Raw genomic sequence first — 21,723 nt, 5'->3', positions numbered from 1 at the left:
AGATTTCTCACTTATCAGAATTTAATCATTCCAAGAATTTCCGGTGCAAGTTGGCGTCATTATGTCCAGACTATATAGAAAGAGAAATGATGTTAAAGAACATTGTACCAATTAGTTGATAATATATGAATCAAAATAAACAAGAAATTGTTAATGTAGTTGTTACAGCAGATCCTTGAGTTTTCAAAAAAAGTTTAATATCATTATCGTAATTATTTGATTTTCTCTTTGCATGAGTTGATTGGATGCAACGGCTTGAAGATAGGAGGCTCAAATGACTGTGGAGATCAGCATCCTCACTACGACGTTTATCTTTAATGCCACTGTCAACTACTACCTTGTCAGAACAGGCGATAAATTTGTCTTAATCGATACGGGTACGGCAAACAAACGCAATACAATCGAAAAAGAACTGGAAAACGCAGGCTGTAAGCCAGGCAATCTTGCGTTGATTGTACTAACTCATGGTGATTTTGATCATTCCGATAACGCAGCGTATCTTCGGAACAAATTCGGTACACCAATAGCCATGCACAAGGTCGATTCTGGAATGGTCGAACATGGAGATATGTTATGGAATCGAAATAAACAGTATCTTCTCATCAGAATAATGTTTAAGCTATTTTTTAGGTTAAGTGAATCGGACCGGTTTAAACCTGATTTCTATATAGATGAGGGATACAATTTCTCGAAATATGGATTTGACGCTAAAGTTCTTGCTATTCCGGGGCATTCAAAGGGCTCAATAGGTATTCTTACAACTAATGGTGACCTATTCTGTGGTGACCTACTCGTTAACACGGACAAACCAGCGAAGAACACGATAATCGACGACTTGGATGAACTGAATGCAAGTGTCGAAAAATTGAAACGTTTTCAAATCAACACCGTATACCCAAGTCACGGCCAACCATTCCCTATGGAGTTGTTCATAAAAAATTAGTTAGTACTACTTGATAAAGTATACCACAATATAATGTTAGCAAAGTATCTCAGAAATGAGCGAAAGCTAGCTAACTATTTCTCCAGAATACTTTTCAAGATCTTTAACGAAATCTCAGACTCTTTTTTCAATTCACCAATCAGTAGTTTCTCGGCAATCTTGCCAAAAATCCCCCATGGCATTTCATATTCGTATACATAGGTGAATTTAGTTCCCTCTCCTATGGGTTCTAAGATATTAGTTACAAGCACGTTTAGTGAACCAGATAAACGATATGCCATCCTCTGGTTTTTAAGACTCTCAGTGATCTCAAAATTAAATTCGCCCTTCTTTTTAGGTATCCCGTGAGCAGACGCACCCACTTTTAACTTGTCTTCTGAAGTTAGCAATTCGGAAGTGTACTCCACGCTCTTTAGATCACGTTGGTATCCTGGTACCCATTCTGTAAGCTTGTCCAAAAAAAGCATTTCCCAGACCTTTTCAGGAGAAGCTCTAATTTCAATTGACCTTTCCATTCTTGTCAAAATATCACCTCCTTCCGTTATACTATTTAATTATCTCTTATTGTAATATTTAATAGTTAATACAATCTAAACATCAAATTAGTGGAGACGAAAGCGTCATCGCCCAAATGCACCTCATCGTCAAGAGTCCTTTTTTACCAGGAGGAAGATTGCTCTCTTACCGCCTCGAGATTTTACAGTAAAACCTCGACTCCATCGTGATCCAAAGCAAAATCGATTTGAAGCACTATCATTGAATTTTCCTCACAATTATTATTAAATCCCCGTTTCTCCTGTCGATGGGATAGAGGCCCGATCCCCATCCCCGATCTTCAGGATACTTTGAAAAATCCCAACCAACTATTTTCTTTAGGCACCCCACCGAAGGTCTCTAAAAGGTGTTGTGCCATATAATTTTTGTTTCTTTAAGTTTTTCTTCCATATTTTATAATGAATTTCACAGAGGTAAACCTTCCTTCTTTCTGTTTTAATATGTAGATCAGATGAGGAAAACTTTTCTTGGCTTAAAGATCGAATAGCTTTATTATCGCAATTTTCTATTGAGCATATGACACCTTTTTGAACTTTGCCCAAGTTTACCCGTATTTTATAATAGAATACTTAGATATAGGCTTGACTCTGAATTCGCCAAAGATTATTATTCTTTCGGTTGATTTCAAAGCATAAACTGATAGACTATATATCTAAGTAATAAGAAATAAGGTAAAGCTTTGCTTAACAAGTTTAGGAAGATTTTTGAGCCCTTGGTCGAAAGGCTCGGCATACACCTAGCTAGGATCGGTTTACCTCCACTCTTCTGGTCATCCCTTGGTCTCATAATCGCCTTTTTCTCATGTTTGGCTTACTCAGGAATCTTCTTTCTTGATGGTTTTTATGGTGGACTATTTTTACTGACATCTGGCTTTGCAGATATAGTAGATGGTTCTGTTGCAAGAGCTACAAACTTAGTCTCTTCAAGAGGAGCATTTATAGACTCTACTTTTGATCGCTTGGGAGAATTTTTTGTTTTTATCGGGATTCTATTGGGCGGATTTATAGATGCTTTGATCGTTATTGTTGCCTTGTCTATTTCTCTACTTGTGAGCTACACAAGAGCAAGAGGAGAGTCTTTAGGCATAAAACTTTCGGGGAAGGGCATTGGTGAAAGAGCTGAGAGGATACTGGTACTTTCTATTGCAAGTATGCTAGGCTATGTTAATTATGGAGTCATAATCGTTTTAGTATTGGCTCTCATTACTTTCTTACAAAGGGTTGCTCTAGTATTAAGAGCATTATAAGATGATGAGAAATGAACTTCAATAATAACGGATAGATTAGATTCATACTAGATACTCAATTATCGATATGAGCGACGATCCTTTCTTGCCCTTACTTTTACACGCCCATAATGAATAGCGCAAGATACACAGTAATACTTGACGGTTTTAGGCGATGATATATATGCCCCTGCAGCCCTGAGCTCTTTAGACAATGAATAGTCGACGAGACTTACCCTTGAAGTAAACTTTTTTGCTTTGTCTTTCGGTAACAACGAACCACATTTGCTACAGTGAACATAATCCGAGTGGCCTTTTCCCCCTTTTGTTCTGCCTCCGCTCTTTCTTTTCTTAGGCAAAATACCATCACATTCTCTTTATTTTTCATTCCTTAAAAAGTTATTATTTTTTTTAAAAACCTATATAAAAACCGTCATTTGGAACTATTTAAGAGCTTTTCGAACTCATATACTATCCTTGCAATCACTACATGAGCTTCAAGAGGTAAAGTATGGCACGAGTAGAGCTGATTGAAATTGGACGAAATATCGGGGGAGAAATGACTTCTCGGAAAACCTCCAACTATTAATACAGGTTTCTGGTATTTTCCCAACTCTTTGGCAACTCCCTCAAATGTATTCCTCTTACCTAATCTTGAGGTGCCTATGGTAACAGAAGGTTTGATCTCATCTATCAAATCTTTAAAAGATTGTTTTTTAATTTTAAGTAGGACTTGATTATCTGGCGTTACTATTTTCTTCTCTTTGAACAGCTGCTCAATAAGACCTTTAAAACGAAAGTGCGATTTCGGAAGCCTTACAGAACTACCTAATTTTATAACATTATCTTTAATTGTATGAATATAGATATCCATAGAACCTCTTAAGTAAAGTGGGGAAGAAGTTGCTTCTAGCAGTGAGAAGTGGGCTATATCAGGTCTTCCCCTTCTTTCAGAATATTTTAGCTTCAACATCGCAGCATGATGATAACTTCGATCTAAAAGCAACTCTCCAACATCCTTTCCTTTAGACAGAGCGTGTTTCAAAACTGATGGGTGTCTCCAAAGCTCGTAGGGGACTAGCTCTAGAGCAGTCTCAACAAGAATCAATACGAGTGTTTTCTTCAAGTTTAGAGTCAATTTTTTATCTTAGCTCCTTTTTATAATTTTTGAAGTTTGCGTGCAAATAGAAAAGACCTTGCTTTACAAAGAGTTGAGATACTATTAGATAACGCTTTTAAAAATGCTAGAGAAAACATGGATTTAGCTCAAAGGCAAGCATCGATAGCAAGGCGTTTATGCACCAAGTTGAATATCAGGTTACCTTATGAGAAGAGACAGCTTTTCTGTAAAGGATGCAAAAGGTTCATAGTACCAGGTATAAATGCTCGTGTAAGATTAATAAGTAAAACTAAAGCAATATGTATAATTTGCCTAGAATGTGGCCATGTATATCGTAAAATAATTGATGGATCGTAGTTACGAGTATTATTTCAAATAACCCTAAACTTTAAATTAAAACCTAAATATGTGTAATTATAGAATACAGTCCATATAAAGGCTCATGAGTTTGATCCATAGGGTGTTGAGAAGATAAATTGGTTGTAGTATACGATGTACCTCAAGATATGCTAATAAAAAGGTTGTCTGAAGAGTTGAAGAGAAGGTATTCTCAAGTTTCACCTCCAGCATGGGCCATTTATGTGAAGAGCGGATCCCATGTAGAGAGACAGCCTCAGGATAAGAATTGGTGGTATACTCGTTGCGCCTCATTATTACGCAAGGTCTACATACATGGTCCTATAGGACTGAGCGAACTGAGGTCGATGTATGGAGGGAGGAAAAGTGTCAAATACTATCCTTCTCACCATAGAAATGGAGGAGGCTCAGCAATAAGAAAGGCTTTACATCAGTTGGAGGCATCCGATCTTGTTAAAAAACATGGGGACAAAGGTCGCATAGTAACGAGTCAAGGAAGAGCATTATTGGATAGGCTTAGCACAGAAATCTTTAAGGAGATTGTCAAAGTGGACCCTTCTCTAGCTAAGTATACATGAGGTGGTGAAGATGGCTGAAAACATTAAAACTGGTGATGAAGCTCAACTTGAAGAAGCTAAGAAAAAGAAAATTATGAAAGAAACATTGCTAAGGACTCTGCTCACATCAAAAGCACGCTTGAGGTTGGCGAACATCAGGATGGTAAATCCAGAATTGGCTGATATAGCAGAAAATTATGTCATTAAGATTGTCTCCGAATTAGATATTAATAGGGCTATCTCAGATGAAGAGCTAAAGGGAATATTGAGAGAGATTCAACAACCAAAAAGAGATTTCAAGATAAGGTGGATTTGAGTAATCTATGGGGTCGATAAAACCATCTGCGCTAAAAAGAAGGTTGATGAAGAAGACAAAGCAAAACTCCCCAGTTCCTACCTGGGTCGTAGTCAAAACGGGAAGGAAGGTGCGTACAAATCCTAAGCGAAGATCGTGGCGGAGGAAGAGGCTCAAGGCATAAAGTGTGATAATATCTTTGGCGGAGAATGAAATTCTGGAAAGGATTTACATAATTCCTTTAGGGAGAGCTCTGAATACACCGAGGTATAGAAGGGCGAAAAGGAGCATAAATATCATTAAAGAATTTGCGACAAGGCACATGAAGTCCCAAATTATAAAAATATCCCAAGAAGTGAACGAAAAGATATGGGAGAGGGGTATAAAAAAACCTCCAAGAAAGATTACCGTCAAGATGGTTAAAGACAAAGAAGGAATAGTAACAATTTCTCTACCGACTGAAGAGTAAATGAATTCTGAAGTCAATTTACTAATATTTGTAAACGAACTAATACACATTTACTGAATAAAAAAAGATAAAAGTAAACTCAAAAATTGGAGAAAACGAACGGAGGCTGTTGGGCGACTGGCAATTTACCTATTAGACATATACCGAAATCCGAATATTGGAATGTTCACCAAATGCAATGACAATTTTCTTTTAATTCCTAAAGGATTATCGAAAACAAAGGTTTCCAAGTTCTCTTCTTTTTTAAGCGTAGAACCTGTTAAAACATCTATCAGTGGTTTAAGGGTGATAGGTCCTCTTGTGGCTATGAATAACAATGGTATATTAGTCTCTAGGCTTACAGAAGATGAGGAGATAAGAGAGATAAAAAGAGAGACTGGTCTGACTATAGGTAGGGTGCATACAAAGTACACATCGATAGGAAACCTTATAGTCGTTAATGATAATGGTGCTTTATTATCTGAGGTTTTACCGAAAATTTCAGTCAAATTAGTAGCTGATGTCCTTGATGTGCCAATAGATATAATGAGTATAGCAGATTACTACCAAGTCGGATCAATGGCTGTTGCAACAAATAAAGGCGCAGTCATTCATCCTCATGCCTCTGAAGATGAAGTTAAGAGAGTTCAAGATATTCTTAAAGTCGATGTTGAACCTTCGACCATTAATAGCGGTGTTCCTTATGTATCCTCGGGTATCATAGCCAATTCAAAAAACGCTATAGTAGGAAATCTTACGAACGGACCTGAGCTATCGATGTTAAGCCGAATCCTCAAAGTCTGATCGATGAATATTTATATTTTAAATATCAATTTTTAATGGTGAATACCTATTGAGTGAACAAGAAAGACTTCAATCTTTAGTATTAGAGCTGAGGGTATTAGAAGGATATCTTAAAGAAATCGACGTACGTGAGTCTGTTGTTGCGAGGGCAATTATTGAGAGTCGATCAGCTCTAGAAGCAATTAAAGGATTTTCAAGTAGTAGTTCTTCTGAGGTACTCATGCCGATTGGAGGCGGAGTATTCTTAGAGGCATCTACACCCCCTCTCGACAAGCTTATTATCAATGTGGGTGCGGGGGTCGTGATTGAAAAGACAAAACAAGAAACAGTGGATTTCTTGGAAGAGAGGATAAAGGAATTTGAGAGTGCTATACAAAATTTCGAAGTACAAAAGTCGGATTTGGCCAGTAAGATAAATGAAAACAGAGTTACAATAAATAGCATTGTAGAAAAGCAGAAAAGATCTCAACAGTCATAATTGTTAAGATTATATAATGTTTATATTTCAATTGAAAAAAAAGTAAATAATGTTCGAAAAACTCCGTTCTGCTATAAAAGGGCTAAATAAAGCTGTCAAAGAACGTACACTTGATGATAATGAGGCAGACAAAGTCCTTTGGGAGTTCGAGATAGCCTTGATTGAGAGTGAGGTAGCCCATGAAGTAGTAGTGGAATTGTCATCAAAGGTAAAGAATGAAGTAGTAGGCACAAAAGTACAACGTTTTAAGAACTCTGAAGAACGTATCAGAGAACGCTTGATAAGAGTGATAAAAGATGTCTTTTCGGGAACAAGCCAAATCGATCTGATTGGGATGATCAAGAATAAAAAGGCTGTTAAAGAGCCATTCATAATTGTATTCTTGGGAATAAATGGTACTGGGAAGACCACTACAATAGCTAAGTTCGCATACCTGCTTAAAGAGGCGGGCTTTACAGTAATTGTGGCTTGTTCTGATACTTACCGTGCTGGTGCAATCGAACAACTCACTCAACATGCTGAGCGTTTATCCGTCAAAGTCATCATGCAAAAATATGGCGCTGATCCAGCAGCCGTAGCCCGAGATGCAGTTTTATATGCAAAATCACACAAAAAAGATGTTGTCCTCATAGATACAGCAGGGAGGATGCAGACTAGTAAGAATTTGATGGAAGAGATGTCCAAGATAATTCGAGTAGTAAAGCCTGATCTAAAAATATTTGTTGGTGATGCCTTGGCTGGTAATGATGCTGTATCCCAAGCAAAAGAATTTCAAGCTTTTACAAACTTCGATGCAACTGTATTGACTAAGGTTGATGCTGATGTTAAAGGTGGGGCAGCACTATCTATTCAATACGTAACTGGTAGGCCGATAATCTATATCGGTAATGGGCAAAGCTATGATGATCTGGCCCAGTTTAATGTGGATTCTTTCATATCCTCTCTATTTGAAGGTAAATAATCTTTAATATAATATAAGAAATCTCTATATTAAAGCATAATATTCGAAAATGTTTGGTAGTGTTGATGAAAGGTAGTTCGATTCTGTCACTACTTGAATTGAATTCACAAGAAATTCAGAAGATTCTTGATCTAGCCATATTATTAAAGAAAGAGGCAAAACAGGGAATCTTAAGATCGATGTTAAAAAATAAAGTTTTAGCAATGATCTTCCAAAAGCCGAGTACAAGAACAAGGGTCAGTTTCGAAGTTGCTATGCTTCAACTCGGAGGTTATGCTCTCAACCTTAGTTCAAGTGATCTTCAATTAAATCGTGGAGAAACTATAGAAGATACTGCAAGAACTCTCTCAAGATACGTAGATATAATTATGGCTAGAGTTCATAGCCATAATGATGTAGTTAGATTAGCAAAAGTTTCATCAGTCCCTGTAATAAATGGATTGAGTAACTCCTACCATCCTGCTCAGATCTTAGCCGATCTTCAAACTCTTCTTGAAGTAAAGGGTAAATTGAGAGGGTTAAAAGTAGCATGGGTGGGAGATGGAAATAATGTTTGTAATACCTGGCTCATAGGTGCATCTTTGATGGGGATCGATATATCTATTGCAACGCCAGTACAATACAGACCTTTAAGAGAGGCAATAGATAATGCTTTGAAGATATCAGAAAAGTCAGGATCAAAGATAAAGATAACAGATAATCCTGAAAGCGCCGTCAAAGATGCACACTGTGTTATAACGGACTCGATGGTTTCTATGGGTTTGGATAAAGAAAGGGATAAAAGGTTAAGGATATTTCTGCCAAAGTTTCAAATCAATAAAGAAATGATGGAAAAAGCAGATCCCAATGCTATATTCATGCATTGTCTTCCTGTAAAAAGGGGAGAAGAAGTTGTATCAGAAGTAATAGATGGTCCTAGATCCGTAGTTTGGGATGAGGCTGAAAACAGGCTTCACTCTCAAAAAGCGCTACTCTGCTATCTACTTTTAGATGAAGAAGAGATTTAGAATGAATAAAGAAGTCATATTTTAATTAATTCAAGGTCAGCTTTTGTAACTAATTCAATAATTTTTGCCTTTTCTGACCCTAAACCCTTTTTATCAAGAAATGCATATCCAACTTTTTGTGAGCTTTTTTGAACCATCTGGCTGAATATTCGTTCATCTATGAAAGGTAGAACGTATTTTGGAGCAATGGCACTTAAGGCGAATTCAGATTTTATTAATAAGTTCGTAAACTTTCTTGAATAATGAGTCCCACCAAAACCTATCCCAACTTTATTGTATTTAGGCATAGCCTCGATAACCTCTATCAAAGCTTTTGATACTACTTCTGCAGCTTTTGTATCTTTCCACTCCTTTTCTGTTGAGCCAATCTCTACGAATATAACGGGTTTAGGAAGAGAAGTCGGTCCATGATGCATTGGTTCAGTCACTATCTGGTAGCTAGGGACAGACTCTCTCATCAGCCATAACTTTTTGATGTATTCTTTATGGAAGCTTGGAAAAGTATATGCTAATTCCTTCGATCTTCCTCCATAAGAAATATCATGAGAAAAGTTCCCTGGAAAATGTGCAGTTAGGCAAGGCATTTTGCTCTCAGATTTATGTCGCGAGACGAATATATACACATCTGCTGAAAGCCCGCCTAAATGATCTGAGAAGATCAAATCAGGCTTTACCTTGACCAACTTTATATCATCTTTCCAAAAGATAGGATAAGAGTCGAATTTCTCTTTGCCTTCTTTTAGATCGTATTTCTTTATCAGTGATTCAGCGATTTTAAGGCTAGCTATATCTTTGCTGGAAGATGCTATAATGAAACTCACCATAACTTTTCTAGTTCAAACAGTAGTAGCCTTTCTTATAAGATTGATTAATCCACCTAAAAGTTTAAAAAATCAAGTATGGTTAATTTGATGAGAGATTTGGGTATATTAAATCTTATGAAGTCTACGAGACAGATGCTCAAACTTACTAAGAAGTCTGATTGGAGCGAGTTTCGTTTATATATTAAGTTAACTGTAATAGGTATTGCAGCCGTAGGTGCTATAGGATTCATAATAAAAATAATAGGATCTGCGTTCCGACTATTCTTTTAATTATCGGGGTACCCGAAAATGAGTGAAAAGTCGAACTGTAAAATATATGCTGTTAAAACTACAGGAGGCCAAGAAAAGATAGTTGCCAAACTCGTGACAAATAGAGTATCTGTAAGAAAGCTACCAATATGCGCTATAATGGTTTTAGATGATATAAAGGGATATATTCTCTTAGAGGCAGATAATGCACAAGTCGTCAATGAGGCTGTATCTGGTCTGAAGCATGTAAAAGGTCAAGTTCCAGGTATGATACAACATGAAGATATTGAAAAATTCTTTATTATTAAGCCTATAATTTCCGAATTATCCATAGGCGATATTGTCGAGATAATTGCAGGTCCTTTCAAGGGGATGAAGGCGAAGATAAATCGAATAGAAGTATCTAGATCAGAGGCAACAATTATTCTTTTCGATGTCCCATATCAGCTACCTGTAACAATAGATGTTAATTATCTAAAAATATTATCACATTCGGAAAATGAAGAAATCTAATCTGTACTCTTATAGGAAATCAGGTCTGGTTTTCAGTATATATTTATAAGCAAATTCTTTAAGAATGGCTTATCGATAGGTAATAATACAAAAAGAACTTTAGATAAAAGGAGATAGCTTTGGGTGAAAAAAAAGTCGTTAATGCTTTAATAGTTGGTGGGAAGGCAACGGCAGGTCCTCCACTAGGTCCTGCACTTGGACCTTATGGTATGAATGTAATGATGATAGTCAATAAGATTAACGAGGCAACAAAAGATTATTCAGGTATGAGGGTCCCCGTGAAAATAACTGTTGATATTGATACGAAAGATTTTGAGGTAGAGGTTGGTGTTCCGACTACAGCTGCTTTGATAGTTAAAGAGGCTGAAATTGAAAAAGGTTCAGGCACACCAAAGGATGATTTTGTCGGCAGTTTAAGCTTTAAACAAGTGATAGATATAGCTAGGGCAAAAGAACAACAGTCGTATGGCAAGAATTTGAAGGCTATAATTAGAGAGGTAGTAGGGACATGTATAAGTATGGGGGTATCTGTAGAAGATAAAAACCCCAGAGAAATACAAAAGGAGATCAGTCAAGGGACTTGGGATAAGGTTATTGAGGAGTCTACATAGTTAGAGATAGTTAAATTCGGTAAATTCATAGATTGATTAAATAGTTAAATTCGGTAAATTTTTATATAGAACTCTTTCTTTCTTCCATTGGAGCGAATCTAAAATGGCATATCTAAGCAACTCTGAAGATAAAGCTGAAACACCAACAGAAACATCTACTGAAACAGCAGAAACACCTACCCAAGAGAAAGCCCCCGAGAGAAGGGCACCTTCAAATCATATATACGTTGGAAAGAAGCCTGTCATGAGCTATGCTACATCTGCTTTGATCCAACTCACAAATAGCGAACAAATAATCCTGAAGGCTCGAGGAATGGCTATTTCAAGAGCTGTTGATGTGGCAGAAATTGTCACTAAAAGGTTAGGAAACGAAGCTTTTACAGTAAAGGACATCGCGATAGATACAGAAGTACTAGGTACTGGCGAAGACATGAGGAATGTCTCTACAATCGAAATCATAGTAGGCAAGAAGTAAAAATAGCTTACAAATAACACAATGGGCTCACATAAACATTAGTGGGTCCTTTTTTTCCCTATTTATGAATGAATAAATTCGCTTTGATAAACCTTATAACAAAGAGATGATCAGGCATCTACAGCCATATAAAACAGTCTTAGTGATTGATTATGTCACAATCTAGTGAGATGATAAAGAAAGCGAAGGAGAGCGCAAAAAAAAGGAATTTTATTCAATCCTTAGAGTTGATCATTTCTCTCCACAACATAGATACAAAGAAAAAAGAGTTCAATATTAATGAGGGAATATTCTTGCCTCATACTTTTACAAGACCCCCCACCATTTGTGTATTTGCATCTAGTGGAATGGCTTTAAAGGCGAAGAGAGGTGGTGCAGACAGAGTTATAGAGCGTGATGAACTCGATAAATTAGCTACTTTAAAAAGAGAGGTGAGGAAAATTTCTCAGAAATATACGTTCTTTTTGGCCGAAGCACCTTTGATGCCACATATAGGTAAAATATTTGGACCTTATCTTGGACCCAAAGGTAAAATGCCTTCCCCTTTTCTTCCTAATACCCCAATAGAAGAAATGATTACAAAATATCGTTCTGCTACGAGGATTAGAACTAGAAATCAACTCAGCATCACATGTAAGATTGGTGATGAAAAGATGGAAGATGATAAGATTGCTGAAAATTCTTTGGTTGTTATAGGTGCAGTTATGAAGAAACTTCCATTAGGCTCCAAAAATATTAAAAATCTTGAGGTAAAACTTACGATGGGTCCGACTGTTGAGCTTCCTATAGAGGTGTGATAGTTGCAAGTCGCGGTAGGAAGCGGTAGAGTTAAAAAGAAAAGAATAATGCAGGAAGTTGCGACCCTCGTAAAGAAGTACAAATGTATTGCGATCTCAAGTCTCTACAAGATCAGGGCAGCTCAACTTATGGAGTTAAGGAAAAAATTCAGAAATGAGATGGAGATATTAGTAGTAAAAAACAAGATAGCTTCAATAGCTCTTGAAAAAGAGAACTTAACTAAAAAATTTACTGAAGAACTCAAAGGTCAAAGCGCTTTGATTTTCACGGATATAGACCCTTTTCAACTGGATATAATGTTTGAGAAAAATAGGGTCAACTTGCAGGCAAGACCTGGCGATATAGCGACTGATGATATAATGATACCTGCAGGAAATACTGGTATTCCTCCAGGTCCTGTTTTAAGCGAGTTCAAGGAGGCGAAAGTACCTGCAAAGATAGATTCTGGCAGTATATGGGTATTGAAAGATACCGTGGCAATTAAAAAAGGAGAAGCCATTTCACCAAAATTGGCTAGTTTATTATCAAGGTTAGGGGTGAAGCCCATAAGAGCGGGACTTTCACTATATGCTTCATGGTATGATGGCCTAATGTTATATGAGAAAGACATAAAGCTTGATCTTGACGAACATCGAAGAAAGATACAAGAGGCCTATCACAACGTCAATACAATAGCTATAGCAGCATCTTACCTAACAAAAGAGACTTTACCTCTTATTATAAGCAAATTTGAATTTGAGGCAAGAACGTTAGCAATTTCTGCAAGTTATATGAGCAAAGATGTGATTGTCGATCTTTTAGTGAAAGGTAACAATCAAGTTATGTTATTAGCAATGAAATCGGGCTACTTTGGTAAAGACGCGATTAGTATTCTTCTTTCAAAGGGCAGCGAAAAAGCAATGTTTTTGTATAAAGAATTAGAGGGGAAGGGGTACACCCATCCAGACGAATCTAAATAAATTAAAAAGTCTTGGATCTAGCCAAAGAGTGCTGATAGACCTTCTAGGCTCTCTTCTTCCTTCTTCTCTTCTTCCTTTTCTTTTTCTTCTTCCTTCTTCTCTGGCTTCTTTTTTTCTTCAGTAGCCTCTACAGGGGTTGTAGTAGCTGGGGAGACTATAGTAGTCGGAGCACCTTTCAAAGCATCTTCAATATTTATCTCGCTCAAAGCTGAAATCAAGGCTTTCGCTTTGATTTCATCAGGTTCGACACCAGTTGCTTTTACGACATTCTTTATGTTTTCTTCGTTTATCTCCTTTCCCAATTTATGAAGTAATAAAGCTGCGTAGACATACTCCATTTGTACCACTGAACATTATACAGCTAATTTTTTAGTATTTATACATATCTTTTTTGAGATAAGATTTCATTTTAAAAATCTCGATCAATACTTGAAATTTTTAAGTAAGCCCTAACTGACTCATAACTACAAGATGCCGCTAAAAAGCGATGAGTTCGATATAGAGTTCATGAGAGAGAACGACTTCATTAGGAAAAAGTGTAATGCATGTGATTCTTTCTTCTGGACTCAGCGTCATGATCTGGATTTATGTATGGAGTTCCCATGTGTTGAAAATGAGTTTATCGGCAAATCTCCTGCAAAGGTAAGGGCTGATTTAGATAAAATGAGAAATATCTTTCTTAAGTTTTTTCAGGATAATTCACATACTGTGATAAATCCCTACCCAGTTGTAGCGAGATGGCGAGATGATCTGCTTGTCACGATAGCCAGCATAGTAGACTTCCAACCTTACGTTACGAATGGGGAGATGCCACCTCCTGCAAATCCGTTAGTAGTAAGCCAGCCATGCCTAAGGTTTGAGGATATAGATAATGTTGGCCTTAATTTTGGACGTCATCTAACAATATTTGAGATGGGTGGCGCTCATGCCTTTAATTATCCAAACAAATTCACATATTGGAAAGATGATACGATAAGGTACCACCATGAATTACTTACTGAGAAATTAGGGGTAGCAAGCGATCTAGTAACCTATAAGGAGCATTTTTGGTCAGGAGGAGGAAATGCAGGCCCAGATCTCGAACCCAATGTAATGGGGTTAGAGATCTCAACTTTAGTCTTTATGTATTACAGAGTAGAGAATGGGAATCTGATTCCTTTACCTGTGAAGACTGTAGATACGGGATATGGTATAGAGCGTTGGGCTTGGTTATCTATGGGTACCCCTACAGCTTTTCATGTAATCTTTGGGAACATTCTTGATAAGACTTTAAATTTAATAGGTGGAAAAATCGATGAAAAGGTTCTCTTAGAAGCGAGCAAGTTATCGGGTGCCTTCAAAGCAAGGGGGTTAGTAGCGGAGCGGTTAGGGATGGAGGTTGAAGAATTAAAGAGAATGATAATGCCTTTTGAAAAAGTGACTTCAATACTTGACCATACCAAGGCTCTCGTTTTTATGCTTGCAGAGGGTGTAGTTCCCTCGAATGTTAAAGCTGGATACCTTGCTAGGATGCTAGCAAGGCGTGCCTATAGGTTACTCTCATTATATGATGCTCAGAATATGTTTTTTGATATCATCGAGATGCAGATAAAGCATTCGTCGCCTCAATTTCCTCATATTATGGAAATGAGGGATGAAATTATAAAATTGGCTGATGTTGAAATAAAGAAATATGTAAAGACTTTAGAGAGGGAGTATAGTGGAGCTAAGAAGAAACTCAAGACTTTGAAATCTAAGGGCAGATCAACGGTCCCTATAGATATTTTGCAAGAGTTATACGAATCCCACGGACTCCATCCTCAACAAGTATCTGAACTTTCAAAAGATTTAGGAGTGAAAGTAGAGATACCATCAGATTTCTTCTCCACTTTGGTGAGGAAAAAGTCGGAATCTGAATTGATGAGACCTCGAGATGGAAAGCAAGGGCTTATGGATAGGATCGATAATCTTCCAGATACTGAACTATTATATTATAAAGATGTGAATCAATTTGAGTTTGAAGCCAATGTTCTAAAAGTGGATGAGAACTTCGTAATTCTCGATAGAACTGCATTTTACTCAGAAGGAGGAGGGCAGTTAGGCGATCGCGGTTCAATTATATGGGATGGAAAAAAATCCAAGGTTATAGACATTGTTAAGGTAGGGTCTATATCACTTCATAAGATAAAAGGAGCTTTACCAACTAAAGGTGCTAAAATCAAGGGCATAGTTGATGCCAAACGGAGGAGAGCTTTGATGATCCATCATACAGCAACTCATATCCTTAACGGTGCTGCCCGCTATACCTTAGGAGAGCATGTCTGGCAGGCGGGTGCACAAAAAGATATCGATAAGAGTAGGCTCGACATTACTCATTATGCTCATCTAACTAGGGAAGAAGTAATCGATATCGAAAACAAGGCCAACATGATCGTTCGCTCGAATATTCCCGTCGAAGTATTGTATCTTCAAAGAAATGACGCTGAGAGGAAGTATGGTTTCCGTTTATATCAAGGAGGGGTCGTTCCTGGAAAAGAGATCAGGGTCATTAAGATAGGAGATTGGGACATTGAGGCGTGTGGTGGCACTCATTGTTTAAGGACTGGGGATATTGGTTTGATAAAGATAATCAAGGTCGAACGTATTCAAGATGGTGTCGAACGGCTTGAGTTCCTTGCAGGTGAACCAGCAATAAAATTTATTCAACTTCAAGAAGATATCATATCTAAAATATCTCACTACATATGCACTCCACAAGATAAGATCGTTGCTTCTGTAAATAAACTTATGATGGATCGTGAAAGTGTTATGAAAAAACAAAAGATAATGCTGAAAAAGATTGCTGAATTATCAAAACCCCAAATAATGGATAAAGCAGTTAAAATTTCTGATATCGAAGTCTACTATGAGTTAGATCATGATCTGGGCGAAGAATATCAGATAATGGTAGGTGAACAATGTATCAAGATTAATCCATCATTGATCTATTGTGCAACAGTAATAGAAGGCAAAGTTGCTAAGGTGATAGTATTCTGTGGTAAAAACGCCCAAGAAAAGGGGTTGAAGGCAAGAGAGTTGGCTCGACGGATTTCTAGTACCATAGGAGGTTCAGGAGGGGGAGATATGAGATTCGGAAGAGGTGGTGGACCCCTAATCAATAAGGCTAAAGATGTAGAATCTACTTTATTTTCATATATAAAAGAGGCATTAAGAGAACACAGCAATAATGGATAATCCTCGCAATAAGTTAGGTGTAGTAAATGGTACTTGATTGGACAATTATACAAGAGAAATGGAGAAAAATATGGGAAGAATCTCATATATTCGAGGCTGATATCGATTTAAAAAAGGACAAATATTTTTTGACAGTGGCTTATCCATATCCCAATTCCCCCCAACATATAGGGCACGGCCGTACTTACACTCTTGCAGATGTCCATGCAAGGTATATGAGGATGTGTGGGAAAAATGTTTTGCTTCCTATGGCCTTTCATTATACAGGAACTCCAATATTGGCTATGTCGAAGAGGTTGGCTGAGGGAGACAATGAGTTAATAGAAACATTTACAAAAATATACAGAGTCCCCATCGAGAAGATAAAAGAGTTCAAGGATCCTTTAAAGATTGCAAGATACTTCCACGAAGAGATAAAGCAGGGTATGAGGGAGATTGGGTATTCTATCGATTGGCGCAGAGAGTTCACAACAATAGATCCGCAATATAGCCGATTTATTGAATGGCAGTTCAAAAAACTATATGAAAAAGGCTTCATAGTTCAAGGTAGCCATCCCGTAGGATGGTGCCCTAAATGCGGTAATCCAGTCGGTCAACATGATACTATTGGTGACGTAGAGCCTGAGATAGGAGAATTCGTAATCATAAAATTCCTTCTAAACGGATACATCCTTCCAGCCGCTACTTTGAGACCTGAGACTGTATTCGGTGTTACCAACATTTGGCTTAACCCTAATGCTGAATATGTCAAGATTAGAATAGATGGCGAAGATTGGATAGTAAGCAAAGAATGTTTAAAAAAGATGCTTTACCTTAAAATCAAAGTTGAAGAGATCGAGGTTGTAAGAGGGAGCGAACTGATAGGTAAGTGGGGCGAGAACCCCCTTACAGGACTAAAGGTTCCAATATTGCCTGCATCTTTTGTTGATCCAAAGAATGCGACAGGGGTTGTCATGTCTGTCCCTGGACATGCACCTTATGATTATCAAGCATTAGAAGACCTTAAAAAAAGAGTTGAAGAATTGGCATTATATGATATTGATTTAAAGTTATTAGATTCTATTTCACCTATCTCAATAATAGAACTTGAAGGTTATTCCGATCTTCCAGCTTTTGACGTTATCAAAAAGATGGGGATAAATAGCCAAGACCACCCAAAGCTCGAGGAAGCTACAGAAGAGGTTTACAGCAGAGAGTTCCACTCTGGTCTGATGAAAACCAACACCCTAGACTATGCAGGATTGCCAGTTGCTATCGCGAAAGAAAGAGTTAAAGAAGATATTCTCAAATCAAATAAAGGCGAAATTTTTTACGAGATTCTCAACAGGCCAATCAAGTGTAGATGTGGAACAGAATGTATTGTGAAGATCTTTGAAAATCAATGGTTCATAAATTATGGTGATGAATCTTGGAAAGATCTTGCTGAAGATTGTCTAGAAAATATGAGTATAGTGCCAGAAGATCTTATACCAGAATTCAAATACACTACAAGGTGGTTAAGGCAAAAGGCATGTGCAAGGAAATCAGGATTGGGTACGAGACTACCTTGGGATAAGGAGTGGATCATAGAGAGCCTGTCGGATTCTGTAATATACATGGCTTACTACACAATTTCAAAGTATATCAGTTTGTATGATATTAATCCAGATCAGTTAACAGACGATTTCTTCGATTATGTATTTTTGAGTAAGGGTAATGCAAAAGAAGTTGGAAAAACAACCAAGATTGATACCGAATCTCTTAAGAGAATAAGGGATGAATTCATGTATTTTTATCCATTAGACAGCAGGCATTCCGGTAGGGATTTAATCCCCAACCATTTAACATTCTTCATATTCAACCATGCAGCAATCTTCCCCAGAGATTTATGGCCTAAACAGATAGTAATCAATGGCAGTGTTTTGATGGAGGGAAAGAAGATGTCGAAATCCTTCGGTAATATAATCCCATTGCGTGAAGCCATAAGGATGTACGGGGCAGATAGCTCAAGGTTGGCTATTCTTTCAACAGCAGAGCTATTACAAGATGCAGACTTCAGCCCAACATTGGCAAAGAGTCTTCATGGAAGACTGGAGCGTTTTTATAATTTTGCCTTAGAAGTGATCAGTCTGAAAAGTGATTCCAAAAATGTCGAATTTTCAACGGAAGATAGATGGATGATCACAAAGCTACAGAGGACGATAAAGTCTACGACCGAGGCCATGGAAGAGCTAAGAGTCAGGGAAGCAATCAATTATGCACTTTTTGAGCTTGATCGAGATTTACAATGGTATCTGAAGCGTAGTCCTATGGTGAGTTCATCTAAACATAGGAAGGAGGCGATGTTCAGAGTGCTTAAAATTCTTCTCGACACAAAGGTCAGACTTTTGGCACCTTTCATACCATACATCTGTGAGGAGATCTGGGAAAAGATGGGCAAGGAAGGGTTGGTTTCAATTGCTGATTGGCCAATTTATGATGAAAGGAAAGTAGATGAAAAAGCTGAAGAGATAGAGGAGATGATCATGAGGACTTTAGAAGATACTTCAAATATCATCAAGGTTACCAAGATCACGCCCAAAAAAATTTACTATTATACATCTGCTGAATGGAAGTGGGACGTCTATTTGAAAGTCCTTGAAATCTTACATATTGGCAAATTGGATATTGGTGGGCTTATGAAAAGATTGACCGTAGATTCGAATATGAAGAAGATTGGTAAAGAGCTCTACACATTTGTTCAGAAGATTTATGATGAAGTTCGGAAGATGCCTCCTGATCTCAGGGAAAGAAGGTTAAAGGTCAAAAGGATAGATGAATCAAGAGCCTTGATGAATGGTTCTAACTTCCTAGAGAAAGAAATGGATGTTAAGGTTCAGGTTTACAGTGAAGAGGATAGTAAGAAGTTCGACCCAAAGGCAAGAGCGAAGTTTGCTCAACCATATAGGGCTGCCATATACGTAAGTTGATATTACACACGATATTCGTTTATATTAGATACAAATTCTTTGGATAAATATATAAAAATAGATAGGGTGGATTCTAAGAAAATTCTTAGTCCAACCTTTTGTCGATAGAAGATATTGCTTATCTTATTTTATCTTATCTTACTTTATTATTCGTTATTTCTTAGCAGCCCATTCTTTTGCTGCTTCGACCATAGCCTTTACATTATCAAGCGGAGCCGGTAGTGAAACTCCACATCCTGGCTCTAGCAGATCAACACCAGCATCAAGAGCTTTTATGGTCTCTTCTTTTACTTGATCGGGAGTACCCATCACCATATGGCCCTTTGAAGACACATTGCCTAAAATTTTTACATCACCCACTAAAGGTTTGACCTTACTGATATCGACGGCTTCTTCAATACTTATCCCATCATAACCGCATTCGACCATATCGGCTATCATCGGTGTGGCATTTCCACAGATATGTAAAAGTCTTATTCCCTTTAACTCATCAGCGACTCTCATCAATGCTGGTTTTGCGTATTCTTGGAACATCTTTGGACTTATAAGATCTCCCGATGCAGTAGGCTCTCCGATCTGCACTATATCGGCGCCCGCACGATATTGGGCTTTGGCAAATTCTATAATAAATTCTGTAGAGAATTCAACGAACTTTTTCACATTTTCTGGATCTCTTATTATCATCATCATGAGATCCGCTGTTCCTACAAGCTCCCCAGCTAGGGTAAATGGTCCGAGGGCAAGACTTGAGATGGGAAGAAAATCTCCAACTTCTTTTCTGAGAATTCTAATAGCTTCCAATAGAACAGGGATCCTTCCAGCCTCGAGTAAGTTGTCTGGCATCTTAAGGTCTTCCGGTTTTTTATATATATGTTCAAGTGTTGCGGGAACAAGAACTGGGTTATCGGGCCACTTGATATGACATCCCATCGCTTCGGGTTCTATAACGAAATCGAAAGGAACTCTTACATTTTCAATTCCAGTCATCTCATAGCCTGCTATTGCAAGCTTGGCCATCTTTTCAGGGTCTCTGTGGGCGTCTGGAAACATTATCCCACTAGCCTTTTGTATATCTAGATTTACAGTCCCTCCACAGCCTGCAAGTGACGTGATAGGTGGCCTATCGACCTTTCCACCTAATAACGCGGCAAAAACCCTTCGTTTCGGACTAAATTCTCCCATATGCTCACCAAGATATGCTGTACTACCAGTGTATTTATTGTTTTTTCTTTATTCAATGATACGAATATCAACCTTAGAATCCTTAGAATGGGATGTTTTTCGGAAATGTTTTTGAACAATTCTTAACATATCTTTGACTCTCTCATCGTTCGTTTCTTCCGCATATTTTTCAATCTTGCCGAATTTCTTGTCATCGAAAATATTTTTACTCATCATCTCTGAGAGAGCAGATAATGCCTCTTTCGAATCTTCTGTCATAAGTTCATCTACCTTTTGAGCTCTTAAGACATCTTCGACTTTAGTTGTAGCCGAGATTATGTCCAAAACTTCCTTTTCTCCATTCAGTTCAAAATTAATATCCTCATGTTTGACCGACCATCCATTAGTTGAAGGCTCGAAAAGATACTTTTCACCTTCCTCAATTACAGTAAAAGGTCCACGTAAAACATACTTCAGCATCATAAAGTATGAGCTGGATTTTAATAGGTAAGCATCAAATGACTGGATGCCCCTGATAAAATTAAGCCTACCTGAAGCCTTTATGAAGAAATCACTATCAAAACCATCCTCATGACCTCTAAAAACCGAAAATGTCGTCCCATCTTTAGTAAGAGTAACGAAGATATTAGGGTCCTCTTTCATAGATTATTTTATGAAATTTTTCTTAAATAAGCTTATTGCGTTAAATCACTCTTTCTTTTTAATGTTAAAGCCAACCAGTATCGTACCAGGTACTTCTTCCTTTCCCATCTTCTCACAAATAAACAAATGTGATGGGGGACAAGGACTTGCAGAGATTACATCAGTAAACTCGCTAATACTCTCAAAAGGTTTGAACGACATTGGAGGAAAGGCTACAGTAAAATTCCTTGCTCTCATTACAGATCGGGTCTTGTCCCTATAGATAACTAGGTTCCCAGCAATAACGTGTCCTTGCTCTTTATACTCTTTTGCTTTTTCTGGAGACTTTATTTCTTCTCCTATTACTTCGCCATCAGAAACTAGTTGTATTGCAGATTCGGGTGGCCACTCAAATTCATTATCATTACCTATAGCAATTATAATGTCTCTCTTCAAAATTTCTCTTAAACCAGTATTGAGACCTTTTCCTAATCCAAAAAGAACATGTTTTTCAGCTTCCTGTTCTATCTGAAGGATCTTCTCCTTATCTTCTTGAGATAATATCTTTATCCAGAGCACT

General features: G+C 37.6%; 27 protein-coding genes. 19 read left to right on the top strand and 8 right to left on the bottom strand.

All coding sequences use genetic code 11. From position 1 onward, the window contains the following. The first annotated feature begins 274 nt into the window (after nucleotides 1–274). Nucleotides 275–943, top strand: coding sequence for an MBL fold metallo-hydrolase (locus L6N96_06220; protein ID MCP8323752.1), 669 nt, complete (start codon nucleotides 275–277; stop codon nucleotides 941–943). Between the two features lie 74 nt (nucleotides 944–1,017). Here L6N96_06220 and L6N96_06215 read toward each other — a convergent pair whose 3' ends face one another. Beyond that, nucleotides 1,018–1,458 (bottom strand): SRPBCC family protein, encoded by a 441-nt coding sequence (locus tag L6N96_06215; protein MCP8323751.1) that lies wholly within the window; start codon nucleotides 1,456–1,458, stop codon nucleotides 1,018–1,020. Nucleotides 1,459–2,177: 719 nt separating this feature from the next. Here L6N96_06215 and L6N96_06210 point away from each other — a divergent pair. Continuing rightward, complete coding sequence (locus L6N96_06210; GenBank protein ID MCP8323750.1) at nucleotides 2,178–2,744, top strand: CDP-alcohol phosphatidyltransferase family protein; 567 nt, start codon at nucleotides 2,178–2,180, stop codon at nucleotides 2,742–2,744. 59 nt (nucleotides 2,745–2,803) lie between these two features. Here the strand turns inward: L6N96_06210 and L6N96_06205 are convergent, their stop codons facing one another. Further along, a complete protein-coding gene (locus L6N96_06205; GenBank protein MCP8323749.1) occupies nucleotides 2,804–3,082 on the bottom strand; it encodes a 30S ribosomal protein S26e in 279 nt (92 codons plus the stop codon). A 74-nt stretch (nucleotides 3,083–3,156) separates the two neighbouring features. After that, on the bottom strand, nucleotides 3,157–3,861 hold the full coding sequence (locus tag L6N96_06200; GenBank protein ID MCP8323748.1) for a ribosome biogenesis protein: 705 nt from the start codon (nucleotides 3,859–3,861) through the stop codon (nucleotides 3,157–3,159). 36 nt (nucleotides 3,862–3,897) lie between these two features. Between L6N96_06200 and L6N96_06195 the strand changes: the two genes are divergently transcribed. The 9 genes from L6N96_06195 to argF all read left to right on the top strand — a co-directional run bounded on the left by L6N96_06195 (nucleotide 3,898) and on the right by argF (nucleotide 8,750). Continuing rightward, entirely contained in the window at nucleotides 3,898–4,200 is a 303-nt protein-coding gene (locus L6N96_06195) for an RNase P subunit (protein MCP8323747.1), read from the top strand. A 119-nt stretch (nucleotides 4,201–4,319) separates the two neighbouring features. After that, nucleotides 4,320–4,778 (top strand): 30S ribosomal protein S19e, encoded by a 459-nt coding sequence (locus tag L6N96_06190; protein MCP8323746.1) that lies wholly within the window; start codon nucleotides 4,320–4,322, stop codon nucleotides 4,776–4,778. A gap of 10 nt (nucleotides 4,779–4,788) precedes the next feature. Then, a complete protein-coding gene (locus tag L6N96_06185) occupies nucleotides 4,789–5,073 on the top strand; it encodes a DNA-binding protein (GenBank protein ID MCP8323745.1) in 285 nt (94 codons plus the stop codon). 7 nt (nucleotides 5,074–5,080) lie between these two features. Beyond that, nucleotides 5,081–5,236, top strand: coding sequence for a 50S ribosomal protein L39e (locus L6N96_06180; GenBank protein ID MCP8323744.1), 156 nt, complete (start codon nucleotides 5,081–5,083; stop codon nucleotides 5,234–5,236). Nucleotides 5,237–5,251: 15 nt separating this feature from the next. Beyond that, on the top strand, nucleotides 5,252–5,521 hold the full coding sequence (locus tag L6N96_06175) for a 60S ribosomal protein L31 (GenBank protein ID MCP8323743.1): 270 nt from the start codon (nucleotides 5,252–5,254) through the stop codon (nucleotides 5,519–5,521). 162 nt (nucleotides 5,522–5,683) lie between these two features. Next, on the top strand, nucleotides 5,684–6,304 hold the full coding sequence (locus tag L6N96_06170; GenBank protein MCP8323742.1) for a translation initiation factor IF-6: 621 nt from the start codon (nucleotides 5,684–5,686) through the stop codon (nucleotides 6,302–6,304). 49 nt (nucleotides 6,305–6,353) lie between these two features. Further along, the gene (pfdA, locus tag L6N96_06165; GenBank protein MCP8323741.1) at nucleotides 6,354–6,782 is read left to right on the top strand and encodes a prefoldin subunit alpha; all 429 of its coding nucleotides are present in this window, start codon (nucleotides 6,354–6,356) and stop codon (nucleotides 6,780–6,782) included. A 49-nt stretch (nucleotides 6,783–6,831) separates the two neighbouring features. Beyond that, the gene (gene ftsY / locus L6N96_06160) at nucleotides 6,832–7,743 is read left to right on the top strand and encodes a signal recognition particle-docking protein FtsY (protein MCP8323740.1); all 912 of its coding nucleotides are present in this window, start codon (nucleotides 6,832–6,834) and stop codon (nucleotides 7,741–7,743) included. Nucleotides 7,744–7,808: 65 nt separating this feature from the next. Beyond that, nucleotides 7,809–8,750 carry an ornithine carbamoyltransferase gene (argF, locus tag L6N96_06155; GenBank protein MCP8323739.1) on the top strand — a complete coding sequence of 314 codons (942 nt, stop codon included), beginning with the start codon at nucleotides 7,809–7,811 and terminating at the stop codon, nucleotides 8,748–8,750. Between the two features lie 14 nt (nucleotides 8,751–8,764). Here argF and L6N96_06150 read toward each other — a convergent pair whose 3' ends face one another. After that, a complete protein-coding gene (locus L6N96_06150; protein ID MCP8323738.1) occupies nucleotides 8,765–9,574 on the bottom strand; it encodes a hypothetical protein in 810 nt (269 codons plus the stop codon). Nucleotides 9,575–9,661: 87 nt separating this feature from the next. On the opposite strand from L6N96_06150, the gene L6N96_06145 reads away from it, so the two are divergent. The 6 genes from L6N96_06145 to rplJ all read left to right on the top strand — a co-directional run bounded on the left by L6N96_06145 (nucleotide 9,662) and on the right by rplJ (nucleotide 13,179). After that, nucleotides 9,662–9,844 (top strand): protein translocase SEC61 complex subunit gamma, encoded by a 183-nt coding sequence (locus L6N96_06145; protein MCP8323737.1) that lies wholly within the window; start codon nucleotides 9,662–9,664, stop codon nucleotides 9,842–9,844. An 18-nt stretch (nucleotides 9,845–9,862) separates the two neighbouring features. Next, nucleotides 9,863–10,336, top strand: coding sequence for a transcription elongation factor Spt5 (locus L6N96_06140; protein ID MCP8323736.1), 474 nt, complete (start codon nucleotides 9,863–9,865; stop codon nucleotides 10,334–10,336). A gap of 119 nt (nucleotides 10,337–10,455) precedes the next feature. Continuing rightward, entirely contained in the window at nucleotides 10,456–10,947 is a 492-nt protein-coding gene (locus L6N96_06135) for a 50S ribosomal protein L11 (protein MCP8323735.1), read from the top strand. 103 nt (nucleotides 10,948–11,050) lie between these two features. Continuing rightward, nucleotides 11,051–11,422 (top strand): DNA-binding protein, encoded by a 372-nt coding sequence (locus tag L6N96_06130; protein MCP8323734.1) that lies wholly within the window; start codon nucleotides 11,051–11,053, stop codon nucleotides 11,420–11,422. Nucleotides 11,423–11,574: 152 nt separating this feature from the next. Beyond that, nucleotides 11,575–12,219 carry a 50S ribosomal protein L1 gene (locus tag L6N96_06125; protein MCP8323733.1) on the top strand — a complete coding sequence of 215 codons (645 nt, stop codon included), beginning with the start codon at nucleotides 11,575–11,577 and terminating at the stop codon, nucleotides 12,217–12,219. A 3-nt stretch (nucleotides 12,220–12,222) separates the two neighbouring features. Beyond that, nucleotides 12,223–13,179 (top strand): 50S ribosomal protein L10, encoded by a 957-nt coding sequence (gene rplJ, locus L6N96_06120; protein ID MCP8323732.1) that lies wholly within the window; start codon nucleotides 12,223–12,225, stop codon nucleotides 13,177–13,179. A gap of 17 nt (nucleotides 13,180–13,196) precedes the next feature. Here the strand turns inward: rplJ and rpl12p are convergent, their stop codons facing one another. Further along, nucleotides 13,197–13,517, bottom strand: coding sequence for a 50S ribosomal protein P1 (rpl12p, locus tag L6N96_06115; GenBank protein MCP8323731.1), 321 nt, complete (start codon nucleotides 13,515–13,517; stop codon nucleotides 13,197–13,199). A gap of 133 nt (nucleotides 13,518–13,650) precedes the next feature. Between rpl12p and alaS the strand changes: the two genes are divergently transcribed. Next, nucleotides 13,651–16,392 (top strand): alanine--tRNA ligase, encoded by a 2,742-nt coding sequence (alaS, locus tag L6N96_06110; GenBank protein MCP8323730.1) that lies wholly within the window; start codon nucleotides 13,651–13,653, stop codon nucleotides 16,390–16,392. 26 nt (nucleotides 16,393–16,418) lie between these two features. Further along, nucleotides 16,419–19,340 (top strand): leucine--tRNA ligase, encoded by a 2,922-nt coding sequence (leuS, locus tag L6N96_06105; GenBank protein MCP8323729.1) that lies wholly within the window; start codon nucleotides 16,419–16,421, stop codon nucleotides 19,338–19,340. 153 nt (nucleotides 19,341–19,493) lie between these two features. Here the strand turns inward: leuS and L6N96_06100 are convergent, their stop codons facing one another. The 3 genes from L6N96_06100 to L6N96_06090 form a co-directional block, all read right to left on the bottom strand. Then, nucleotides 19,494–20,522, bottom strand: coding sequence for an MtaA/CmuA family methyltransferase (locus L6N96_06100; protein ID MCP8323728.1), 1,029 nt, complete (start codon nucleotides 20,520–20,522; stop codon nucleotides 19,494–19,496). Between the two features lie 48 nt (nucleotides 20,523–20,570). Beyond that, nucleotides 20,571–21,164 carry a hypothetical protein gene (locus L6N96_06095; GenBank protein MCP8323727.1) on the bottom strand — a complete coding sequence of 198 codons (594 nt, stop codon included), beginning with the start codon at nucleotides 21,162–21,164 and terminating at the stop codon, nucleotides 20,571–20,573. 45 nt (nucleotides 21,165–21,209) lie between these two features. After that, nucleotides 21,210–21,723: hypothetical protein (locus L6N96_06090; GenBank protein ID MCP8323726.1), on the bottom strand; the 514-nt coding region annotated here is incomplete at its 5' end.

This window comes from Candidatus Methylarchaceae archaeon HK02M2, from assembly GCA_024256165.1.
In the GTDB taxonomy this organism is placed as follows: domain Archaea; phylum Thermoproteota; class Nitrososphaeria; order Nitrososphaerales; family JACAEJ01; genus HK02M2.
Note: the sequence above shows the minus strand (reverse complement) of the source record. Positions and strands in the feature narration are given on the sequence as shown.